A 21,168-nucleotide genomic window follows, 5' to 3' on the forward strand; every position below is an offset into this window, starting at 1 on the left:
ATTATGCACAAAAGCTCCTCGCGGAGCTTCAGGGGAGAGTGCTAGTTAACTATCGGAAACGAACCAGGATCATGATTTTGGATGGGCGACCTTAAACGTTTTATCAAACACGCTGACCATGACAACGTTGTCGTGCTGATACACATACATCGCATTGCCGGTCAGCGTTTTCTCACCTTTATATTCAATAACCCTTGTGTACTTATAAGAACCCTTATCGCTCAAGTCGAACAAAACGACGCCCACCCGTTCACCTGTGGTTGTCTTTGTTTTGGCGAAACCCAGAACATAAGGCTTGTTATCAATAGAAATCGCTGTGTCGATATAGAGTTCATCAAATTGAGTGGCCAACCCATATAGGTACTCTTGTGTCTTCCATTCGACCCGCCCCTCATATCCCTCTTTATAAATTGGCGCTTCAATGTAGTTGAATGAGTTCGGTTTCCCAGAAGACGCAACGACCGTCACCTTCTCACCACTTGTTACTACGGTTGCATGCTCTTTATGCTCCGCTAAGAACGCGTAGTCGTATCCACTTAACCTTGAATAGTCCATCGCCGCATGCCTTATGACATACAGTGACTCCTTCCCATGATTCAAATTCATTAAGACGTACCGACTCGATATGCGTTTGGGATCAGTCAAGTGGATTTCACCATCAATGATCGGAGCTTCGTATGACTTAAGGTTAAATTCATTCAATGACACTGGCGTCGCCGCTTTGAAATACTCACTGGCACCATCAACTTTGTGAGATGGACTGTGGTTAGTATTTACGGGGGGACAATACGCAGCATCTTCGGGTTCACTTGAACAACCAGTAATAACGAAGACGCTCGCAATAAGACAACTGAATAGATGGGGAGATTGGTTCATTGGATCGTCCTTTGAGTAAAGTTACAGAGTCATTCTAATTGGGCGATCCACACTTTATTTCAAATAACGACGCGATTTTGACTTTTTAAGTAGGTTTGTTTTTCTAAACATTTAATCTTTCTGGTGTATACTAATTTTGAACGAGTGAATGACATAAGTTTATTCTTAGTTCCTCCATACAAATCCGACTGGAAGGGGTTCCAGAAGGTCAATCCTCGGATTGAAGTCTTGCAGGAGAGGTCTTGCGAGCACAAGTCTCTTGGAAGGGGTTTCAAGAGCGAGAATGGGCTCATTACGAGCCCTTTTCTTTTTTTTAAAGCACCATCGTCAATCAATCACCGTAATTTCTTCCTTTATTTGAATTCCTGTTAAGTCACTCTTGATAACATCAATCTAATTCACTTTGATTTAAATAGGTCAAGTATGAAATTTCGATTATGTTTTCTTTCAATTTGTCTTACCGCTTCTGGGTTAGCGCATTCAGCAATCGAGGGGTTCGAGTTCACCGATACACTCGGCATATCCAAGCTTGTAAAAACGAACACTGCCGAATCCACGTTAATTAATAACGTCGGCCAATTAGGGGTTCATGTTAGTGCGGGATTAGATCGTCGCATCCGAGTCAATATTCTTCAGAACGGCGTTGCTGTGACCAACAGCACGGGTAACGTGATCACGGTCAATGATTCACAGTCTCCATTCAATAGTGAGTATTTCGGTTCATTACTTAACGTTTCTATTCCCTCAGAAGGCAGTTTTACCGTTCAGGCGCAAACGCTGTCACTAGATGGAGAGGTGGTTAATTCAGAAACCACGAACATCATTAGGGATGTCACGCCACCAGCCTCTGATGATATGTCAGTAAAATACATGTATGGCGGCTATGTAAACTCAATGCTGCCTGCCGGAAGCTGGTATTTATCAGCTCAAATGGGTTCCTATACCTCAACCATCGTTGAAGTCAAAAATGTCTCCGATACATCGGGCATTGATAACATTGAGATGGAAACCTTCACCTTCGACGCCGAAGACAATCGTATTCCATATAAATCGAAGAGCCTTGCCTACACTGAGTCAAAACTATCTGCTGAAATAAACCTTTCAGCGAACTCTACTCTATTCCCAGTTGGTAATGCGATTGATCGATTCCAAACGCGAACAAAGATTTCGGACAAGGCCGGTAATGTCACCTATACCGCCTATCAAGATGTGTATTGGGACTCGTTACGAACGGACACACTAGAGGCTGTTGGTGTCTTGGTTCCAGGGAGTAGCAATGTAATTGGCGGATTAACCGGGTTTCAACCTTATGTGCGCGACATGGAGGTAGATACCAATCCCGTAACGGTCTTATACCGTGTAGCAGATTGGAATTTTCGCGATGATTCTGGGAGCTTCGACAATGCGGGGGGAATCTGGGCTTCTGGAGCTAACGCCGTATACACAGACAGAGGTGACGGGTTTATATATTTTGTCGATACCTCACCCGCTGGAGCCATCGGTATATCATGGCGAAACCAAGCGCATTACCGGAATGTGACTGGGCCAAGTCTTTATAGTGTAACACTCTCAGATAGCGCCCGACAAACTCCTGTCCCGAGATATGGGCAATACTATTATTCGGATACACAAGATTGGGGGTCATGGAGTCGACGTGTGTACAATGATGAACTGCCAGTACAGATCGAACGCATACGACTTTTTGTAAATGCTAGAAGTTATCCTCAAATTGCCTATCACGCAGGGCATTCATGTTCGGTTCCGACAGGGCAAGATGTATGTGATGTTATCCTAAGCTCACCTTGGACAATGACAGCTGGTGGATCGGCTTATTATCACAGTAGCTTCACTGTACGTAGTGAAGACCAGACTTTATCGAGTAACCCTACGTACCCCGTTGGATCATACAATGATAGGTACTATCCATCTGTAGAGGAAACCTCATTTAATGAAGATACCAAGGTCTTATCGGTTCGCGTCGAGCTTACATGCCATACGTGCTACCAAAATAGGATTTACATGGATAGATATGAACTGCAAGATGCCGATGGAAACAAGCTCAATGTCTCGCGATTTAACTCAACGGTCAACAGCACGACTTTTGAAGGCCAATATAATCTAACCGAGCTACCAGAGGGGACTCATGAAGTCTACGTCTATGCAAGAGAGCGCCACGGTCCAGACACTCGTAAACATGCCGTCACTTACGTCAGTGACAAGACCGCTCCATCGATACTCATGGGTTATGATGGAAGCACTTTATCAGATCAGGTGACCGATTTGAGAAAAGTGACCTTTACCGTTTCTGACAGCTCTAGCATCAATGACATTACTGTCTCATTACGTGGTTCTCGTTATGACATTGACTATCAGCTTGGATACTCACTTATTGAAGAAACAGTAAACAGCCAAACCTATCAACTCGAATTACCTAAACTCTTCCCCACGCTTGATGAAAATGAAATCTATTCGTTATCGGTCGTTGCTGCAGACGAATTTAGTAATACCAACTCAATACTCAGAAGTTTCAGTTACAAGCCCGAAAACTTGATTGTCATGGACACCATTGACTATTTAGCGTCGCAAAGTAATACACCGCTGTATTTATCAAATGGTAAACCAATGGCGATCATCCTGACAGAGCGAGCACTCACACTCGAAAACAGTATGTTGGCCACGGGTGACCAGCAGGGTGAAATCACCAACAATGCCTCCTCGGACTTCCCTATTCGAATTCAAACTAAAAACGGTTGGGTTGAAGTCACTCCGGGAGAAACGAAGGACATCGTAATCGACTTAGGCAATGGTGACCCCCTATATGTCGAAGTCTATCCGGTTTCAGATAACAACAATGGACAAGCCGATTTTCTGTTTAATTTGCCGCAACTCAGTTCAGCGTATATCGATTGAGGTACTGGTGCGTCCAGAGCAGTACGTTCGTAATAAAAAAGGAGCTTGACGCTCCTTTAATTGTTTAACTAAACAGAAAATGTACATGCAACGAGCGTATAATCGTCTTTTGCGCCTTTCCGTTCAATACGACGTAATAAGCTGTTAGATAATTTTGTGACATTTTTCATGGTGTTCGGTGAGAATCTAGGGTTTTCCTCCCAGTACGCATGTGCGCCATCACTCATCAGATAAATAGTTAAATTCTGTAGGTCATCAACGTAATCAGAAACTTTAAAGCTGAAAAACTCAGGTTTCATTGGTACAACTTGAGATATAGCTGTTGTGATTAGGTTTTTCCCTGTTGCGTTTTTCAATTGGGCCTTCGTATATAACTTCTGATCGATCAACATTTGATGCTGAGTATGATCTTTAGTTAGTTGGACCAACTTGTTTCCTTGCTTTACGTAAGCTCGACAATCGCCAATATGACCAATTATTATTTCGGTTGAATTTACGTATGCATAAGTGAGTGTTGTTGAAGCCACTTCATATTCAGGGTCATAGTTAGACAGCACTTTAACGTTCGTTAAGATACCTTCGAATAAATCTGGAGAAAGTAAACGAGCCTTGGACAGATGAGACTTCTCTAAATACTCAACAGCAGCCATTGAAGCTAAATCAGAGCCCTTGTAAGAACCAACTCCATCGGCCACTGCAAAAAGAAAACCATCATCACACCTAGTGGGGGTAAGGATCGAATCTTGGTTTACTCTTTTATCAGATTTAGCATGAGTGAAACTACTACATTCCTTTAGCTTTAGCATTATTCGACAACCTCAACAACGTTGGTTATATCTTCCAAAACGAGATCAATATTCGTATATCGAGTGCGTGCTTGGAAATCAGCACATTTTGCAATTATTTTCTGCAAATGTTTATCTTGAACGTCCAACTCTTCAAACACTCTACCTAAAGCAAAAATATCCGTTTGATGCGTGTAGATGCCTGAGTACATCAATTCTGGAGCACAGTATCTCGTAGTACCAAGAATGGTTCCGAAAGAAGTTAGAACCTCAGATGTTGGGTCAGGATCGGTTTTTCGAATTAAACCAAAGTCTGAAATCTTATAGAAGACATCTGGTGTTACCTCACCGTTCAATTGTATGTACTTATCATGTGAAAACTTCAGAATATTAAATGGCTTGATGTCTCTATGTAGGTAACCTTTACTATGAATATGTTGTAAACCTTTACACGTCATAATCATGACATCGAGTTTGTCTTGCTCACTTAGTTCATTTGCTTTAATGAGATCCGCCAAGTCACAATCTGCAAGTTCCATAATAAAGTAAGGTGAATCACAGTCTAGATCTGCGAGGTAGATATCAACGACATACTTGTGTTCACATTTATTCTGACTGAAAACCTCACGCTTAAATCGTTCTTTAAACATTTTAAGATCGTTCTTTGGAGCCAAAACCTTACGCGCATATTGATTAGGTTGTTCACCTTCTTTGTAGTTTCTGACAAGCTCGATTTTTTCGACAAAGCCAAAACCGCCTTCGCCTAAAGGTTCAACAGTTGTAAATTTATAGTTCGCGATAGATAACACGAATAGACCTCAAAACGTTGTCCATCAATTATTGACAGGTTTATTAATATACAAATCATATAGTTGCCGTGAGAATACAACATTTTAAATAAGAGGGCGAGATTACATAGTTCACCTTACAGCAGTGATATCCGCTTTTTTGATTTCGGATAATTTCTGCTTGGTATGAGACATTAGTACTCTCCCACATTTAGGCATATCTCAGAAACATAAATCATCAACGGTTATTACGAAGAAGCCCCTGTTCACATAAGCATGAACAGGGGCGGTAAAGGCGCGTGAGAATATCTAATCGCTTCGCCCTGTTAATCGTCAGTAAATAGTACTGAGGGACGGTATAGAGAACATAAATTGAGCCGTACCTTCCATTCGCTCAGACGGAAACACTTCAACTTCCAAGAGGTCACCTGCAGGCCCAAGATCTACCATCACCGCTTTGGTTTCGCCTGGTAACACATTCACAATACCCGTATCCGCCACAATCGAGATAGCGAAGTCCGAATCCTTACGGTTACTGATTTCCGCTGTTTGTGGACCAGTTGCACGTTGCCCACCTTCAATTATGAGCGGATCTTCGGTGTAAATTCGAGCCAGTGCATTTGATGAAACATCATACAAAGCTTGGTTTGCAGGTACGTAAGGTTGTGCCTCAACAACAATCAGGTTATCTGGCTCATATCCAAAGGATATTTCTTTGTTTTGTACGTTCTTCTGCTCATCTTCAGCGGTAATAATTAGCTTGTACCTTTCTCCTTCCTCATAATTGAGCGTGGGGAATATTTTGGGCTTCGCTACACGAAACAGCCCATCACCATGAGATAGCACCGCCAGATAGACATTCTCTTCAGCATCAGATCCCAACAGTTGCACACTAGTCGGCACAGCCTCACTGAAATCTTCCAAATGGATTTCAAGATCACGTATATCACTCAACACCTCGGGTAATGCTTCGCCTGAATACATAACCTGTATCTTGGGCTTCACAGTATCAATCGTGAACGTTTCAACGCGGTTGGTTTCGTTGCCATACGAGTCAATGACTTTAAATACAAAAGGCACATTCATTTCAACATCTAGAGCAGACACATCGAAGCTGAAATCGTATGTCTGCAAGTCGATCTGATTTGTATGAGAGACAGGGATGTCTTGTGGACCGGCTCCAATGTTGGCCGTTGCCGAAATGGAGCTATATCGCCACATGGAAGACCGCCAATCAAAAACAGTATCGGCATCATACGTTTGCATCGTAATGTTTTGTGCGGCTCCGTCATAATGAATAGAGCGAATGGCGATTGGATTGAAATCCCAATATGTATATAAGTAACCGCCGTGAATGTTCATCGAGCCGTCTTCTTTAGCGGTATAGATAGAATATGGGATATAACCGCGCCCTGTGGCGTAAATATAGTTCGTACTGATATCGCATGATGTCGCGCCGGGGTTCACGTAGCATGAGCCGCCAGCGGTTATGGTGAGCTTTTGTCGATAACTACGTGGCTCAACGAATACTCGCACGGCATTGATTGTATAGGGAACATTCGTTTTCGGTCTGTCATTGGTGATCCACTCACTTGATAAATTGGTTTTGTGCCACACCCCCGTAAATTTCGGTGCCATATCAACCCCCGCAGCGAGGTTGAAATTCAAATCACGATATCGATAAGTCGAACAGTAATGACCCGATTCCGTATAAAAATGGAAGTAGCTGTACATTTGAGGGTAGTTAATGGTCGGCTGGTAATACGCATACGTAGAGTCTGTGTTGCTGACCATATGATTGAGTTTCTTCCAACCATAAGGGGAGTCATTAGTAGCAAATTGTGAGAGTAAGCGGCCATATCTAATCGAGACTGGGTTGCTGTATATCGTCATACCTGAGTAGTACGATTCCCAAACGCCAGATTGCGCGTTACGTACTTCAATCTTATTGGAGCTGGTGGCTGGGCAAGTAAAGTCCATATGTGACGATCGAGCAAGGGTACTTACATTACCTGATGTATCATAAACATCGATTCCAAATTGGTAATATCCGGGCGCAGGGACAAGTCCCGCACCAGTGGTGGCCGCGATAGACCCCGCCACAATCACGGTTTTTCTTTCTAGATTATATTCAACGTCTTTGTATTTCTTGGAACCATCTGGTTGCTTAACCCAATATCTGGCTCGTGAGATGCCGTTGTTGTCACTAATGTCACTCACTTCAAGCTGCTTCGTTGTCCCTGTGTTCCCAAAATTATCGATGTGACCATAATATGCATTGAGAATGTGAACGAACTGCCCACTGATCACCGGCTTAATCGTGTCTTGCACAAATGTATAAGATTCCGTTGAGACGACTGCATTGGATAAATCTAGGTATTCCACAACAACGGTGTACTCCCCTTCGTTTTGAGGCACCTTGCTGAGAACCACTTCCTTACCGTAGAAATCCTTGCCGTCTATGTTCAGTCGATCATGGATATTTATGACAGCGGTCAACTGACTTTCAACTAGACCTGAACCATGTTGCAGTCGAACCTGAATTTTTCTATCCAAACCAGATGAAATCTTAAGGGTCAGCGTGTCTCTTATGTTGACCATGTTCAATTCACGGCCATCGACGCTTTTAGGGTTGCCACTCGTATCGGTAAATGAAACTTGTTCTAGCGCAGCCGAAGCGATTGGAACATTCGTTAGCCCTAAAATCATTGTCATTAAGGAGAGCTTTAGTGTGGTCTTCATTTTCTCTGTACCTTTCAAAGTCAGCCATGCGGTCTATGGTCGAAACAAAGGCATCGGCCATCTCACCGATGTTATCTTCTGTGGTACATAGAAATTCCAATTAATGGCATGATTTTCAGTGATTGTTTTACGTAACTGAAGGTAAAGGGAGAAGATTGGCTACCGCGCTAGGCTTGGTTAAATGAATGACAAGAAAGACCAACGCCGTCAGTCTCGCCATTCATTTTCGAGGTAGAGAAGGTGTATTGTACGTTTAACTTAATCGGATGGGCTTCGAGATCAGTCAGTGTCAGTCGTCGTACTGGTAACGGGCTTTGACCCAGTAGTTTGTGAGTCTATAGGCTTACGCTCAAACTTTAGGATAAACATAAAGACATTAATTCCGACAATGACAGACAGTACTACAGGAATATATTCCATCTCCATCGTTGTCAGTATGGAAGATTGACCAAGTACTTTACTCAATATGAAAAAAACTATACTTCGATATCACTCGACTTGGATTGCTGCGGCAGAAGTCGGAGAAATAACATGGGAAACAGCAAGCATGTTGATAGAGGCTTTTGATTTGGGGGTTTGCGAAACGGAAGAAATTCTACGTAACGGTGTGGTTCATTCACCTTCTATTGCAGAACAGGCGATTGAGATAAAAAATGATACATTTCAGTATCTTGAGAACATAGGAAAGCCCATCAAATTTCCACCAGCAAGACTTCACAATGAACGTTGTGATGAGGTCGTTATTGAAATCTCTGAAACGGTTAATTTCAAAGCTAGGAACCGCAACAAACAATTGAAAATCGAAGTATAACTAACAAGGGGGCGCTCTTTGTTGTTCAATGAACACGAAGGATTGGTGGTATACCAAATAGAATGAATGCCAGCTGATGTTGAGCTGGCAGGGGGATTACAGGTCGTTGAACTTCAACCCTTCCTCTAGAAAATATTCCATGAAATTGTTATCAAAAAGCTTTGAGAATTTACCTTTCGCCTTATCTGTGTGGCAAGGATTTGCTACACCAAGTAAAAGGATTTCGTCTTCATTTTCCCAATGACTAGAATACACAATGCAAGTGTCACTCGTTCTATCGAATTGACGTCGTGCTCGATTCCATTTGCCTTGTTTGGCGCTGTCAAACCATGGACTGCTCGGGTCCCACAAGTGGATATGCCCCAACCCTGCATCTTCAGCGTCTGTCGGATAGGCTAGACTTGCAACACGGCCAAGATATTGAACCGATAGATCATCGTCGTAACTTAAGTGAAGGGCGATATCTTTGCACAAAGCTTCAACGTCATTGAAACCTTGTGCTTTGATTTCTTGTTCAAATCGAGGGGATGGGGTGACGTTTTTCATGCGTTCCCCTAGTGATAATTAGAGACAGTCGCTTGTGTCGCCGCTTTGAGTTTTGCAACTTTATCAGAAGTCATCTCAAAGCTAGTCTCATATTTACCTATCGAAGCCACTTGGAGTTGGCGTTCGATCGACATTAAATCACCAACGGCACGGCGTAGCTTCGCTGTAGCCTTACGAATTTGTTTTGCTGTTTCAACCGCTGGTTGCTCATACGCCGTTGCACGACGACTTAGGCTTTCGTGTTGCGCTTTAAGAATCATCTCAAAACCACGGATATAACCGTCTGCGACCACCAGCTCATCGATAGTTACTTTATCAAAATAGCTCTCAGGTACTTCTGATTGCTCAATCTCACTGTAAACTTCTCTAAGCTGTTTAGTTTGAGTGTTGAGTTTTGCAATGATAGACATAGCCATTTCTAAGCTTTCAGCCGAAATATGGCGTTGGTTATCTTTACACTCAATTGTCTCTAGACGAAGATCCATAGCTTTAGCAACAGTATCGCCCATCGACGCACTGGCATTGCCACCGAGCGCAGCAAGAATACTTGCACTCATAATTAGCCTCTTCTTCATTGTGACCTCAAAAACATTATAGGAGTAAATATAGAGAGGTGATAAACCTAGCTCATTTCACGGGACCGGAATTATCCATGTCCAAGACCAGAATACAACCATTCAATATTGCTAACAATCAGCCCATAATGATTAAAATCTAACCACATATACCCATATGCTGCGCATATGACGCTTAGTGCAACAGTTGCAATAATGACATCGCAGATTTAACCCAAACCATCATTACGCTTTAGGAAGCGATTCAGAGCGGTTCTAGGGATAGTTTAGGGAAAATCAAAGGGATATCGTCTTAAAGCAAGTCTAACATTATACAATAAGTGTGATTAGGATCGCATATTACCGTTAACCTTCTTCAATGTCTCTGAATTTCTGTGAGTGTTTTGTAAATTCGTTTGAGTGGCTGGTGGCACATAAAAGTTTCCAAAATAGCGATGGAACCTCGCCATTAAATGGGCGCTAAATCTATTTAAACGATGTCGTTATAGTTTCAATCCCTTAATCAGCTTACCAACCGCGTCAGCATTGGCCACGAAGAGACTGCACTGCTCTGAAAAAGATAAACCAATTTTTTTGTACAGTTTTTGGGAGACAGTGGCATCGCAATGCTGGCGAATGATCAATTGCTGTATGCCGATAACTGCGGCTATATAGGTATGAGGATTGTCCGTCATCCAGCGTCTTAGCGTATTCACAGGCACAGCAAACCCACTTAGACGCTCAACCTTATTGGGAATACCTAAAAGACGGTGAATTTCGTGGTGATTAGAGATTGATAAACTGATCGCTTGTTGTTGGACGGCTTCATACGTTTCCGGTTGGAATAAGATTGCGGAACAAGCGGTATCAAACAACATCGCTTTTTCTGGGGCAGTCTTACACCAATTTTTGAGGCGTGAAATCGAAATATGACCGACGTTCGCTACCAAGGCGATATCATTTTCCATTTGATAGCTAGACATGTCCCAGGACCTCTTGTTTCGATTGGTAAGCAAGCATGCTTTCTAGAGCGTTCGATTTCTTTGCAGCCCGCTTGACCGGCTTGGCTGTTGGCTTAGTCTCCAACACTCTCTCCAACACCAGATTATCATTCACAATGACTGGCACTTCGAGTGACTGTGCTACAGGCTTGTTTGTAGGAGCGGTTGATAAGTTTGCACAATAGGTAAGACGGGTTGAGAGATCGACTTTAGACACCGCTTTGCTCTTCAAGGTCGCGCTCTCAACTGAAATGCTATGTGCTAAGTCAGTATACCACTCGGTTGCATTGTGCATTTTCTCAAGCTGCTTTTCTAGCATCAACTTGAGATTCGTTAGATTAGGTCGTAGGTGAGACGCTGACGGTTCAAATAACGCACCAGCTGACTGTGGATGATATTGAGTAATCGCTAGTTTATACATCTCAAGGTGATGATCGCGGTTTTGTGTTTCGTCTACACCTGACTTCTCTGCGATTTCAATTTTATCGCGTATTGACTGAACCGCTTGAACCATCGGCTGCCACTTTTGAACAACTCCTATGGCAGTTTTACTCAGTTCGCTCATTGCTTTTTCTGTAACAGTAGCAAGGCGTGTTAGAAAAGACGCATCCACACAAAGATGGTTCCTTTGCGATGGGGTCAGCGCCATGCGTTGCAATTCATTAAATGAAGACAGCGCATCTTGATTGAGCAGTAACCATGCTTTGTATGCCGCTGCCCTTTGAGTGTGACTAATCTCGTGAGTATTAAACTGGACGTTAAATATCGATGTAGATAACGTATCAAACCCTTCTTCCACATATTGGTGAGCAAGATTAAACAACTGTTGAACCTGAAGCAGTGACTCTTGATGTGGCGTTCCCGCATGCAAAGCCGCCTTTACCTGCTTCCTTTGCTTATTTCTTAGTTCACGCACAACACGAAGTACACCCACTTTATCCATCCTGTGTTGCTTCATGGTAATAGCCCAAGGCTGTTTTTGGATTTCCTCAACAGACATTGATTGATAGTCCAAAGCGCCGATTTCTGCGAACAATTGAGTACGCTTGAGAAGTTCACGGTACTTAGCGATATATGAAGGTGACACGACCACGCCCCCCATCGTATTCAACATTTCAGCTGGACACGTTGATATAAACTTTCTTACTGGGCCACGATGACGGAGCGCACGAGCTAAATGTGAATCATGTACATCCAATGCACGTTCAAAGCCACCCAGTCTCTTAAACATCTCTATGGACTGTTCGGTGACGGCGATTTTTGCACCATCCACCAGCTCTCCATGGCAGTTAATGAGCTCAGTTTGCACGCTAACTTCTTTTTCATATGCATACCCAAAGTCAACATTAAGGCCATTTAACTTATATTGGCATGGGCAAGATGTAAGCGCGAATCTACTGACAATGGATAGAATTTAACGCGGGTATTCGATTTCGTAAGCTTACCATTTTGAGTTCGTACTACTCGCTTTGTGAAATGGGCTTTTGCTGACACCTTTCTCGGTTTCTCGTTATACGCCACACCTAGCACCGCACTTTTTAAATACGGGATAGAATGAGTAAGTAAAGTCGGTTTCTTTGAAGGAAACTCAGTAGCGAGGGCTTTGTTCACGAATTGCTGGGCAGATTGTAAGCTTACGAACTCACGTTGAACTAATTTATCGGAGATCGCTTCCATTACATTGTTGATGCGATTAGTGGCCAACTCAGTGAACGTGGTAGATAGATACTCTGACTCAAAAGACTTCGATACCAATTTTCCGTCAATGCGTACCTTCCCCATTTCGGGCGTACCAAAGGTAACAGACCCGATATCGACCAGATGCACTTCACCTTTGATGTTTGCACTCAACTGATACTGGCCATCGTCAACTTGCGTGTCATTGAATGAATGTGAAACCGACATTTCCACTTTGACTGGCGTATTGTGTTGGGGATTACGCTCGAGCGTGCAATTGTTGAAGCCTGCTTCGTTAGTGATATCCGAGGTATCAATCGGGCGTCGCCAATACGACAGCAGCGCACGGTGGTTGGCCACATAATGGTTCGGTTCCTCTTTTTTGAACACAGGCATCATTACTGCTTCAGGGAGAGGATATTGCAGGTCAACTAACTTGATGGTCTTCCCCGTTTCCGCTTCCCACTCTGCATTGGTTTTCGGAAACGGAATCCATGACTCAGGTCTTAAGTGAAGATCACGCCAGATAGCAAGTGGTCTAAACGGAAGGCTTGCTATACCGTCAATGCCCCAGCGATAGCTTAGGTACACTGCGTGACGTTCAGAGAATAGTTTGATTTGTGGATTCACCGCTTGAGCTTTATACATAGCCAAATAACCACGTCTCGCTTGCGCATCCAACGTCACATCATTTTGGATCTCTACAATGCCGGGATGTGTATCCTCTTTGCCTTCGGCAATAAGTTGACGGAACTCTGCAGCCCTGTTTTCTGAAAGAATCGATAACTGAGCAAAAAGTCTGACTAACTTCTCCAAGTAGCGAGGTTTCAACACATTAGGTTGAAGTGCAATTCTGCCAAAACCAACACTGTCGTACCCTTTGGCATGCAAAGCACGAGCTCTCATGTTCGCAGACAGGCGGAACATGTAATTACACCTTAGTGCTACTATCAAAATACTATTAAGCACAAGCAGTTGAAGGGTTGTGAACTTTTAATAGTATATATAACTAAATACACATACTATTCTAGCTATTATTGGCTTAGCGTATCATCTTATGGAAATATCCCTAGACTTTAATCTTATATTCAACACAACAGTAGCTCTCGTACTAGCTCTATCAATAAAACTACTTTTGGACTTACGGCTTGCCGTCTATGCTGTCAAATATCTTCACTTTCTCCCCGTTCGCTCTTTGTTTAGACAAAATCCACCTTTATTGAAAGGGGAGTGGCATCAAGCATGGGATGTTGAAAGTGATAGGTTCTCGCAGTCTAATTCAACATCTAGTAGTTCGAAAATAAGGCAGTTTGGTAATTATTGTTACTCAGAATTTGAGTCGGGCTCTGCAACATACGTGTTGTTTGCAAAAATTGATAGGGATCAAGTAATTGGAGAATGGTTTGATAAAAAAGATCCGTTGGGATACTCCGGTTCTTTACATTTGATAATCCATTCGAGCTCAAGGTTGGAGGGTATGTGGATAGGAAACTCGAAGTCTGTCGTGAAAGTAAAAAGTGGCACTTGGACCTGGGGTAAAAAAATTTGATTAATATCTACTAAGTTTCAATGCAACCTTGTGTATTTTTGGAGTATTTGGGAAACTCACTAGACTTAATCTGTTTACGCTTATAGTGAGACTCCTTTGCTCCGTCTAATACACTTTTCTGATATCCACCTTCGCTCTCCTGATTGCGACTTTGATCATACAGATGAAAATATCCATATCAGGGATTTGGTTCAAAGAGATATAGCTGACTTGATATTGGCTGATGGGAAGGCTGTAGATGCCGTCTTGATTACTGGTGATATTGCTTTTGCGGGCAAGGAGAGTGAATACCAAGCCGCTCACAGATGGTTAGATAGCCTTAAGGAGGCTCTAGGGCTTTCGAATGATCAGATTTTTGTAGTTCCCGGCAACCATGATGTTGACCGAAATAAAGCTGATGAACTCTTGCCCAGAATGATAAGGGAGAATATTGAGTCGAACACTCAAGTTTGGCAGCGAGAGACTAGAATTACCGAGGCGTTTAGATCTGAACACGCAGATGCTACCATTTTTTCTCCAATGCAGAAGTATATAGATTTCAGTTCACGCTATGGTTGTCAAATCTCTCCTTCGTCTCCTTTTTGGCGTAAAAGTCTAAAACTTTCAGAGAGAGTTAATGTTGAGTTAAGAGGTATTACAACGTCCTTTTTTTCTAATAAAAACGATAGCCGAGGTTCACTAATATTAAGTAGGAACCAACTTAACTTTAGGAAACTTCCTGGAGTCATACATCTTTCTTTGATGCACCACCCCTGTGATTGGCTAGTAGATAGCGATGAGATAGAAGATATTCTCGACAACAATGTCCACATTCAACTTTTTGGCCATAAACATCGGTCTAGGTGGTGGAATGCTGATAACTTATTGAAAGTAGAATCAATATCCCTTCACCCTGATAGGCATGAGTCTAGTTATGAGCCAGGGTACAACATAATAGATTTATCTCAAACACAGTCTAGTGATAAGAAATGCACTATCACAGCTAAGGTTGTTGTTCGGAAGTTAGAGTCTAATCCTCAAATGTTTGTTTCTAAGCCATTTTTTGAACATAAAGGATATTACTCGAAGGAAATTATTTTAGATGTGCTTGAACCACAGTCTCCTCCTAAGCCTGGGTCTTCATCTGATTCGCTAGAAGCATCTAACTTAGAGGCCAGTCGGGACTCTCGAAGCAATTATCTTTTAGATGAGAAAACATCAGACAAAGATTGTAATTCAGCTGAACACAACAATATAAATATTAAAGAAGCTTCGAGAGTTTTCGGACTTTTAGAGAGAAGCAGCAAAGATAAAATTTTACTTGAATGTGCTCTTTTAAACCAAGATGAGCTTGCAGTGTCAGATGTTGAAAAGCAGCAAATTGCTTTTCAAAGAGCCATTGAACAAGGAAAAGAAAGCCAGCTTTGTAAGGTTATTATGATGAAAGGTAAAGCGATATGACAGACATAGCGATGGTGGAGGATGAAGTTTGTCCAACACCAAACTCAGACTTTGCGGATTGGATGTCATCTGTACAGGTTGGTTTGGACCGAGATAACTTCCAACTTAGATGGAATACTATTTATCGATTATTCATCGACTTAAAAGGTGATCTGGATGACAGTTGGGTTGATGAACTTTTAAAGCTTGCATTGGGAAACCTCAAAAACAACCCAGAATTTGCTGCACGATTGTGTTCTGAGTTAAAAAAAGACGACGTAATGTTTTCTAATAGTGGAGGTCAAAAAGATGAAGAGCTACAGGTTCTGGCATCTTATTCACTAAAGCTCTTACTTGATGACTCCATTTGGGACGAAGACTTTGTTTGTATGAATTTAGTTAAAATACAAGGGGCTTCTTTAAGTAATAGAAAGAGATTTAAAGGTGGGGTTGACCTTCTCTCTTATGTGTCTGAAAAGAGATTTAATTTATGTAGAAAGCGTAGAAAGAAGCAGCATATCAAGGGGGCTTCCTCTCATTTTAAGAAAAGTGAAGAGTTTGAAAAAGAGTTCCAAACTCTAGAAGATAGTGGAGCACATGCTACATATAATAAAAATGCTCTACTTGCTCTAAAAAGTGAGCTTTTTTCTCAACTATTATCAACGAATATATCTCTCAAAAAACAAACGACACGTATTAATTCAGAACTGAATAAACTAGCAGAAGAGCAGGAAGTGCTTTGGTTAGCTTCTATTGGTTGGTCTGAGCATTATGACAAACCTTATAATGAGCTAAGCCTCGAAAAAAAAATGTTATCCATTGCTATTAGCTTAGCTGAAAGAACACTGATGTACGCAGAGCTACCTTCTGTAAAAGGTGTAGCTGCAAAACTTGGTGTAGAATCTAGAGATGTTCAGTTTTCTGATTGGGTGGAAAACTTCACTAATAATGAATTTGAGCTCCTAAGTGAATACCTTTCTGATATAGATGAATTAACTCCTATTTTGTTATCACTCAAGTTAGCAAGCGATGGTAAATGGAAGACGAAATGGAGAGAACTTACAGGGGTAGACTATAACGTTCAGATCTGCAGTAGGGCTCTCTCGCTGCAATTGTACCGAGAATTACTAATTGTTAAGTGGTCATAGTGTAAATGAAGTGCACAAACCCCAATTGTAACTATGATGTAGATGGCTATTGCATCGATGGCTTACCTCTAGAGGACTGCCCTAGTTTTAATGAAGGGCTCGATCTGGAGTTGATATCACCTGAAGGAGTCGATAGCCCTGAGGATGATTTCGTTGAACCATCTGATCCAGATAACAAAATACAGTTTTTTGGACAAAAGCCTCTTTCCGAAGGAGCTGCTTCTTCAACAATGAAAGCATTCCCGAGCAAGGTCATATCTTTTGTAGGTCCAGTAGGAGTCGGTAAAACCACGTTAATTTCGAGTTTGTACGATGTATTCAATCGAAAAAATCAATTAAATGTGCGTTTTGGACGTTCTCTTTCAATCTATGCCTTTGAAAAGCTATGCCACCATGCACGTGTGACATCAAATAGTACGGAGGTTTCTACACCAAGAACAACATCTGCTGATGGAGTTACTTTTTATAATCTGTCCGTATTGGACTCATCAGATAATAGGCATAATGTTTACCTAGCAGACAGATCAGGTGAAAGCTATTCTGAAATGCTCAATGATGTTGGATTGGTGAAGCAGTACAGTGAGCTAGGCAGAAGTGATTTAATATGTATCTTGATTGATTCAAGTACTCTAGGTGATAAAGCGAAAAGACATAGATATAAAAGACAGATCATTAACTTAATAAAAGCACTTATTAGTCAACTACAGAGTTTTGAGGAAAATAAATTTATATTGTTGCTCACAAAGTATGATTTGGTCGAAGGTACTCTGAATGATGAACTTTGTAAGAAAGAAGTTGGAGCAATTTGTCAAAAGGTACAACAAGATCATGCTATTAGTCTAAATTGCATTCACTTATCAGCTCGCCCTTTCCTCGAAGAGCAAGAAAAGCCTGACTCGATTTGTGAATTGTGGGACTTAATTACTCAATCAGAAAGATCTCAGAGTCGCATTAAGTTCACTCGTTTTAGATCGGAAAGAAGCTTTCATAACCTAGAATTAATGTATGAATGATGACAAAAAAATAGTATTTTGCGGTTTACCAGCTTCAGGAAAAACAACTTTTCTAGGGGCATTAAGCTACTTAGCGGAAAGTAATAATGATAGTAATGCACTTAAGCTAGAAGGGCTACAAGAGCAACGGCATTTCTTTAACCTGCTTGCGGATACATGGGTTGATTGTGAACCAATGATGAGAACCAAAGTTGATAGCCAAGACTCTATAGAAATGACTCTCTCATCCACGGATCTCAAGTTCAACGTTGAGATGCCTGATTTATCGGGAGAAACTTGGGCTTCAATATGGTCTGAACATGAAATATCACCAGTAGTTTATAGCTTTTTAAATCAATGTTCTTCACTAGCATTCTTTATTCATGTAGATCAGATATCTACACCTCTAAACCTCAGTGAAGAGAACTCAATGCTGCGTGGAAGCACGAGTACAGTATTACAAGCTGAGAAAGCGGAGGTGTGGAATGCTGGTAAACATGCTTCGACTCAGGCGAAGACAGTAGATCTGTTGCTCAAAGCTTCATCTATGATGAGAAATGTGAACAAACGAGTTGCTGTAATACTTTCTGCGTGGGATACCGTAAAACCTAATGAACAATCACCTCATGATTTCGTGAAAATCCAAACTCCTCTTTTATATCAATACCTTAATTCAGGGTTTGACTTTAGTGAGTTTCAGATCTTTGGCGTGAGTGCTCAAGGAGGATGCCTTATGGAGCATAAAGATGTGCTTTTGGATGTAGATGATCCAACGCATCGGATTAAGGTTATAGAAGAAAATGGAACACAGCATAGTGACCTTACAAAAATACTTTCTTGGTTAGCCAATGAGTAACGTTATTCATCAAGCATTTCATGGGTATGACAATGGGCATAAGTTGCTAGCTTCATCCGTTGACTTGTCAGTAAAAGCTAAAAATATTCTACTTAGAGAGTCAGACTCTCCTGGTGAAGAGTTCCATCATCAAGTTAAACCTTGCTATTCTGGCTATCCTATAGCGGAATCAGGATTTTACGTATTATCAAAAACGTGGGTAGCAAAAGAAATTAACAGACCAGGTTGTGTATGGACACATAGTTTACTTATACCATTTTCATTATTAGCTCAACGTGAGAGTCTCAATTGTTTTGACTTTATAGCTTTGTTTTTGACGCAAGCTAATGTTAATGAATTACAATCTATAGAGCCAATAAATATTGATTCAGCTTATTATAAAGTTACTAAAAAAGACTTATCTTCATTGTTTAGCCGAGTGTTTAGTCATGATGAACAAGTAACAATTAATTCTGAGCATATTTCATTTGAAGATATTATTTCTATTTGGGGTAAATTGTGGCCAAAAATGAGAAGAGACTTCTCTTTTAAAACATGGGCACCTAAGAATAATAGAATGTCATCAAGCTTTGATAAGTTTAGTTTAATTATTAGTGGTTATGTATTTACTAATGATGAAAATGATAATTGGGCAGAAGATTTCTTTATCGAAAACTCGTCTATTCATGACTTCAATTGGAAGTATGGGGCTTCTTTAACTGGGGGAAAAGGAGGGGTTTTTGAATTATATAAAGCTTGGAAACTGTATAGAGAAAATAAAAATGATGAATTAATAGACTACTTACTCAGATGGAGAAGAGCTCCAGTCCCACTAGTAAAAAATGTTATTAAAAACGCATCGAAAGGAAATATTAGCCTATCTTTAGCCTATCTGATTAGTAAATATATATTAACACTAGAAGAAAATGATGTTGATGAGAGGCTGATTGTAGAAGTTGGCGCTCTGATATCAAAAAGTGACATACGATTTTTTAAAAAAGTTTTAGAGTCAAATTTTTACTATAAGCCGGCCTTCTTTTCAAAAGGAATTAAGAACCTTACAGGTAATGAAGTTGCCGAGTTGGTTCATACGCGTAATATAGAACTAGCATCAATTGGTGATAAAAACCTAATATCAGATTCTGGGTTTTGGGAAAATCTACCCAAGTCATATTGTGTTGATATTATTAATGACTATGAATGCTATAGAGAAATACCAAGTGGTTTAATGAAAAAGCTATTGAATGATGTTGATAGTTTAGATCTTAAAGGTAGTTTGTCTATTTATATTGTGATGTTTGGTTTTAATGTTGACAGGTTATCTCACAAAAAGAAGATAACAACTTCAAAATCCAAAGTTTTAGAATTCATCAAAGAGGGCTTTCCTTATCCATCTATTGGCTTATATGATTTCATATTAAAAAACTACACAGCCAGTGACTTGATTACGTTAAGTGATAACACTTTATGTGACATTTACTCTTACTCTAGTAAATGTAATGAGAATATACTGAAGCTGTTTGAGATTTTGTGCTTAGACGATGAAAATACTAGGCTAGATACTTTAGAGTTGGTGTTTGGTGTTACTTGTAATAAGTTGGCTTCATATGACTTGATGTATATGGATATGAGTAAGCTAAGAGAAACTTTACGTGATTATCTTCGCTTAGAAGTAGTTATCCCTAGCTCTTTACTAGAGATGTTAATTTCATTCTCTAAACGTTATGCGATTAAGCATCAAGTAGACCTCCCACCAAAAATAATAGAGGGCGTTCATCTTTGTAAAGATAAAGATAAAGATAAAGATAAGAAAAAATATAACCTGTTTTGGTTTCTCGACCTATAGCACAGAATATCGACCAAGCTCACACTGTTGAATATTTATGATTTTCAATATTGCGAGCCTAGACCATTCCTTGGTTTTTAGCATTCTGTCATTTACTTCTTGACCAGAAATAGAAGTGATAGCGTAAACTAAGCTTAGCGTAAGTGCAGGGCGGGATTCTACTTTGACTAAATATCAGCCAAAAATAATTTTTGAGCGATACTCTCCAGACCAACCTGACTTTCTCCGTTTGGCAGCCAAGCTATCTTTATCACTATCATCCTGTTTTATCGTGTTTAACGCTGCACGATTAAATGCCGCTAAGTGGGCTGCACCATCTGGGTCTTTTACTTTTAATTCATCTTCTCTGAATACAACATCAAGAGTAAGCGTGTCATGAACGTAAGCGTGTCATGAACACCACATTCTAATCTTTCAGCACGAAGAATAAGATCATCTCTCCAACCCAAAGGAGAGTTGAAATGGCAAAACGACGCACCAACCTAGAATGGCAATCACTGTTTGAACAATATGAAAGTAGCAGTGTTACCCAACGCGCTTTTTGTGAAGAGCATGGACTGAGTTTATCCACGTTCTTCGCCAAACGGCGTCAACTCCAAACAGCAAGCCAATCGGAATCTGTCGGATTTGTTAGAGCCGAAATCGTTGAAAAGACAACCAAGTATCAGGCCCAGATAGCTACGGCGAAC

Annotated in this window: 17 protein-coding genes and 1 pseudogene; 8 read left to right on the forward strand and 10 right to left on the reverse strand. The window is 41.0% G+C overall.

The genetic code is table 11. The annotated features are described in order from the left end of the window. Positions 1–69: 69 nt before the first annotated feature. Positions 70–876: a hypothetical protein gene (locus AB6E52_RS17610; RefSeq protein ID WP_136987067.1), complete on the reverse strand. Its 807-nt coding sequence runs from the start codon at positions 874–876 to the stop codon at positions 70–72. A gap of 423 nt (positions 877–1,299) precedes the next feature. Between AB6E52_RS17610 and AB6E52_RS17615 the strand changes: the two genes are divergently transcribed. Beyond that, complete coding sequence (locus tag AB6E52_RS17615) at positions 1,300–3,786, forward strand: Ig-like domain-containing protein (RefSeq protein ID WP_136987068.1); 2,487 nt, start codon at positions 1,300–1,302, stop codon at positions 3,784–3,786. A gap of 68 nt (positions 3,787–3,854) precedes the next feature. Here AB6E52_RS17615 and AB6E52_RS17620 read toward each other — a convergent pair whose 3' ends face one another. The 3 genes from AB6E52_RS17620 to AB6E52_RS17630 all read right to left on the reverse strand — a co-directional run bounded on the left by AB6E52_RS17620 (position 3,855) and on the right by AB6E52_RS17630 (position 8,101). Then, a complete protein-coding gene (locus AB6E52_RS17620) occupies positions 3,855–4,592 on the reverse strand; it encodes a PP2C family serine/threonine-protein phosphatase (RefSeq protein WP_102305764.1) in 738 nt (245 codons plus the stop codon). Next, positions 4,592–5,380 carry a serine/threonine-protein kinase gene (locus tag AB6E52_RS17625; protein WP_102305763.1) on the reverse strand — a complete coding sequence of 263 codons (789 nt, stop codon included), beginning with the start codon at positions 5,378–5,380 and terminating at the stop codon, positions 4,592–4,594. Before AB6E52_RS17625 ends, AB6E52_RS17620 begins: the two co-directional genes overlap by 1 nt. Before the next feature lie 312 nt (positions 5,381–5,692). Continuing rightward, complete coding sequence (locus AB6E52_RS17630; RefSeq protein WP_136987069.1) at positions 5,693–8,101, reverse strand: Ig-like domain-containing protein; 2,409 nt, start codon at positions 8,099–8,101, stop codon at positions 5,693–5,695. A 466-nt stretch (positions 8,102–8,567) separates the two neighbouring features. Here AB6E52_RS17630 and AB6E52_RS17635 point away from each other — a divergent pair, with 466 nt between their 5' ends. Next, positions 8,568–8,912 carry a hypothetical protein gene (locus AB6E52_RS17635; protein ID WP_136987070.1) on the forward strand — a complete coding sequence of 115 codons (345 nt, stop codon included), beginning with the start codon at positions 8,568–8,570 and terminating at the stop codon, positions 8,910–8,912. Positions 8,913–9,008: 96 nt separating this feature from the next. On the opposite strand, the gene AB6E52_RS17640 is transcribed toward AB6E52_RS17635, so the two are convergent. The 5 genes from AB6E52_RS17640 to AB6E52_RS17660 all read right to left on the reverse strand — a co-directional run bounded on the left by AB6E52_RS17640 (position 9,009) and on the right by AB6E52_RS17660 (position 13,617). Further along, positions 9,009–9,458, reverse strand: a complete 450-nt coding sequence (locus AB6E52_RS17640) for a type II toxin-antitoxin system YafO family toxin (protein ID WP_102558274.1) — start codon at positions 9,456–9,458, stop codon at positions 9,009–9,011. An 8-nt stretch (positions 9,459–9,466) separates the two neighbouring features. Next, positions 9,467–10,015, reverse strand: coding sequence for a hypothetical protein (locus AB6E52_RS17645; RefSeq protein WP_372128589.1), 549 nt, complete (start codon positions 10,013–10,015; stop codon positions 9,467–9,469). A gap of 500 nt (positions 10,016–10,515) precedes the next feature. Further along, complete coding sequence (locus AB6E52_RS17650; RefSeq protein ID WP_372128590.1) at positions 10,516–10,995, reverse strand: hypothetical protein; 480 nt, start codon at positions 10,993–10,995, stop codon at positions 10,516–10,518. After that, the gene (locus AB6E52_RS17655; protein ID WP_372134479.1) at positions 10,988–12,322 is read right to left on the reverse strand and encodes a hypothetical protein; all 1,335 of its coding nucleotides are present in this window, start codon (positions 12,320–12,322) and stop codon (positions 10,988–10,990) included. The genes AB6E52_RS17650 and AB6E52_RS17655 overlap by 8 nt, the downstream gene beginning before the upstream one ends. A 47-nt stretch (positions 12,323–12,369) precedes the next feature. Beyond that, positions 12,370–13,617, reverse strand: coding sequence for a hypothetical protein (locus AB6E52_RS17660; RefSeq protein WP_372134480.1), 1,248 nt, complete (start codon positions 13,615–13,617; stop codon positions 12,370–12,372). Between the two features lie 718 nt (positions 13,618–14,335). Between AB6E52_RS17660 and AB6E52_RS17665 the strand changes: the two genes are divergently transcribed. Genes AB6E52_RS17665 through AB6E52_RS17685 form a run of 5 tightly spaced genes read left to right on the forward strand, consistent with a single transcriptional unit; the run spans position 14,336 to position 20,479 of the window. Further along, positions 14,336–15,679, forward strand: a complete 1,344-nt coding sequence (locus tag AB6E52_RS17665) for a metallophosphoesterase (RefSeq protein WP_372134481.1) — start codon at positions 14,336–14,338, stop codon at positions 15,677–15,679. Beyond that, positions 15,676–16,806: a GTPase-associated system all-helical protein GASH gene (locus AB6E52_RS17670; protein ID WP_372134482.1), complete on the forward strand. Its 1,131-nt coding sequence runs from the start codon at positions 15,676–15,678 to the stop codon at positions 16,804–16,806. Before AB6E52_RS17665 ends, AB6E52_RS17670 begins: the two co-directional genes overlap by 4 nt. A gap of 5 nt (positions 16,807–16,811) precedes the next feature. Beyond that, positions 16,812–17,819 carry a TRAFAC clade GTPase domain-containing protein gene (locus AB6E52_RS17675; protein ID WP_372134483.1) on the forward strand — a complete coding sequence of 336 codons (1,008 nt, stop codon included), beginning with the start codon at positions 16,812–16,814 and terminating at the stop codon, positions 17,817–17,819. Then, positions 17,812–18,654, forward strand: coding sequence for a hypothetical protein (locus tag AB6E52_RS17680; protein ID WP_372134484.1), 843 nt, complete (start codon positions 17,812–17,814; stop codon positions 18,652–18,654). The genes AB6E52_RS17675 and AB6E52_RS17680 overlap by 8 nt, the downstream gene beginning before the upstream one ends. Further along, positions 18,647–20,479 carry a hypothetical protein gene (locus tag AB6E52_RS17685; protein WP_372134485.1) on the forward strand — a complete coding sequence of 611 codons (1,833 nt, stop codon included), beginning with the start codon at positions 18,647–18,649 and terminating at the stop codon, positions 20,477–20,479. Before AB6E52_RS17680 ends, AB6E52_RS17685 begins: the two co-directional genes overlap by 8 nt. Positions 20,480–20,653: 174 nt before the next feature. On the opposite strand, the pseudogene AB6E52_RS17690 reads toward AB6E52_RS17685, so the two are convergent. After that, positions 20,654–20,842, reverse strand: a pseudogene (locus AB6E52_RS17690) (ISAs1 family transposase); the annotation flags it as partial. A gap of 98 nt (positions 20,843–20,940) precedes the next feature. Here AB6E52_RS17690 and tnpA point away from each other — a divergent pair. Further along, a partial coding sequence (gene tnpA, locus AB6E52_RS17695; protein WP_372189967.1) for an IS66 family insertion sequence element accessory protein TnpA occupies positions 20,941–21,168 on the forward strand: 228 nt, incomplete at its 3' end.

Source organism: Vibrio sp. 10N.247.311.13 (assembly GCF_041467595.1).
Lineage (GTDB): Bacteria > Pseudomonadota > Gammaproteobacteria > Enterobacterales > Vibrionaceae > Vibrio > Vibrio crassostreae_C.

Bases quoted from the DNA above. Each gene is read 5' to 3' on its own strand.
- AB6E52_RS17610 (WP_136987067.1), bottom strand. From the start codon at position 876: ATGAACCAATCTCCCCATCTATTCAGTTGTCTTATTGCGAGCGTCTTC.
- AB6E52_RS17615 (WP_136987068.1), top strand. From the start codon at position 1,300: ATGAAATTTCGATTATGTTTTCTTTCAATTTGTCTTACCGCTTCTGGG.
- AB6E52_RS17620 (WP_102305764.1), bottom strand. From the start codon at position 4,592: ATGCTAAAGCTAAAGGAATGTAGTAGTTTCACTCATGCTAAATCTGAT.
- AB6E52_RS17630 (WP_136987069.1), bottom strand. From the start codon at position 8,101: ATGAAGACCACACTAAAGCTCTCCTTAATGACAATGATTTTAGGGCTA.
- AB6E52_RS17635 (WP_136987070.1), top strand. From the start codon at position 8,568: ATGAAAAAAACTATACTTCGATATCACTCGACTTGGATTGCTGCGGCA.
- AB6E52_RS17640 (WP_102558274.1), bottom strand. From the start codon at position 9,458: ATGAAAAACGTCACCCCATCCCCTCGATTTGAACAAGAAATCAAAGCA.
- AB6E52_RS17645 (WP_372128589.1), bottom strand. From the start codon at position 10,015: ATGAGTGCAAGTATTCTTGCTGCGCTCGGTGGCAATGCCAGTGCGTCG.
- AB6E52_RS17650 (WP_372128590.1), bottom strand. From the start codon at position 10,995: ATGTCTAGCTATCAAATGGAAAATGATATCGCCTTGGTAGCGAACGTC.
- AB6E52_RS17660 (WP_372134480.1), bottom strand. From the start codon at position 13,617: ATGTTCCGCCTGTCTGCGAACATGAGAGCTCGTGCTTTGCATGCCAAA.
- AB6E52_RS17670 (WP_372134482.1), top strand. From the start codon at position 15,676: ATGACAGACATAGCGATGGTGGAGGATGAAGTTTGTCCAACACCAAAC.
- AB6E52_RS17675 (WP_372134483.1), top strand. From the start codon at position 16,812: ATGAAGTGCACAAACCCCAATTGTAACTATGATGTAGATGGCTATTGC.
- AB6E52_RS17680 (WP_372134484.1), top strand. From the start codon at position 17,812: ATGAATGATGACAAAAAAATAGTATTTTGCGGTTTACCAGCTTCAGGA.
- AB6E52_RS17685 (WP_372134485.1), top strand. From the start codon at position 18,647: ATGAGTAACGTTATTCATCAAGCATTTCATGGGTATGACAATGGGCAT.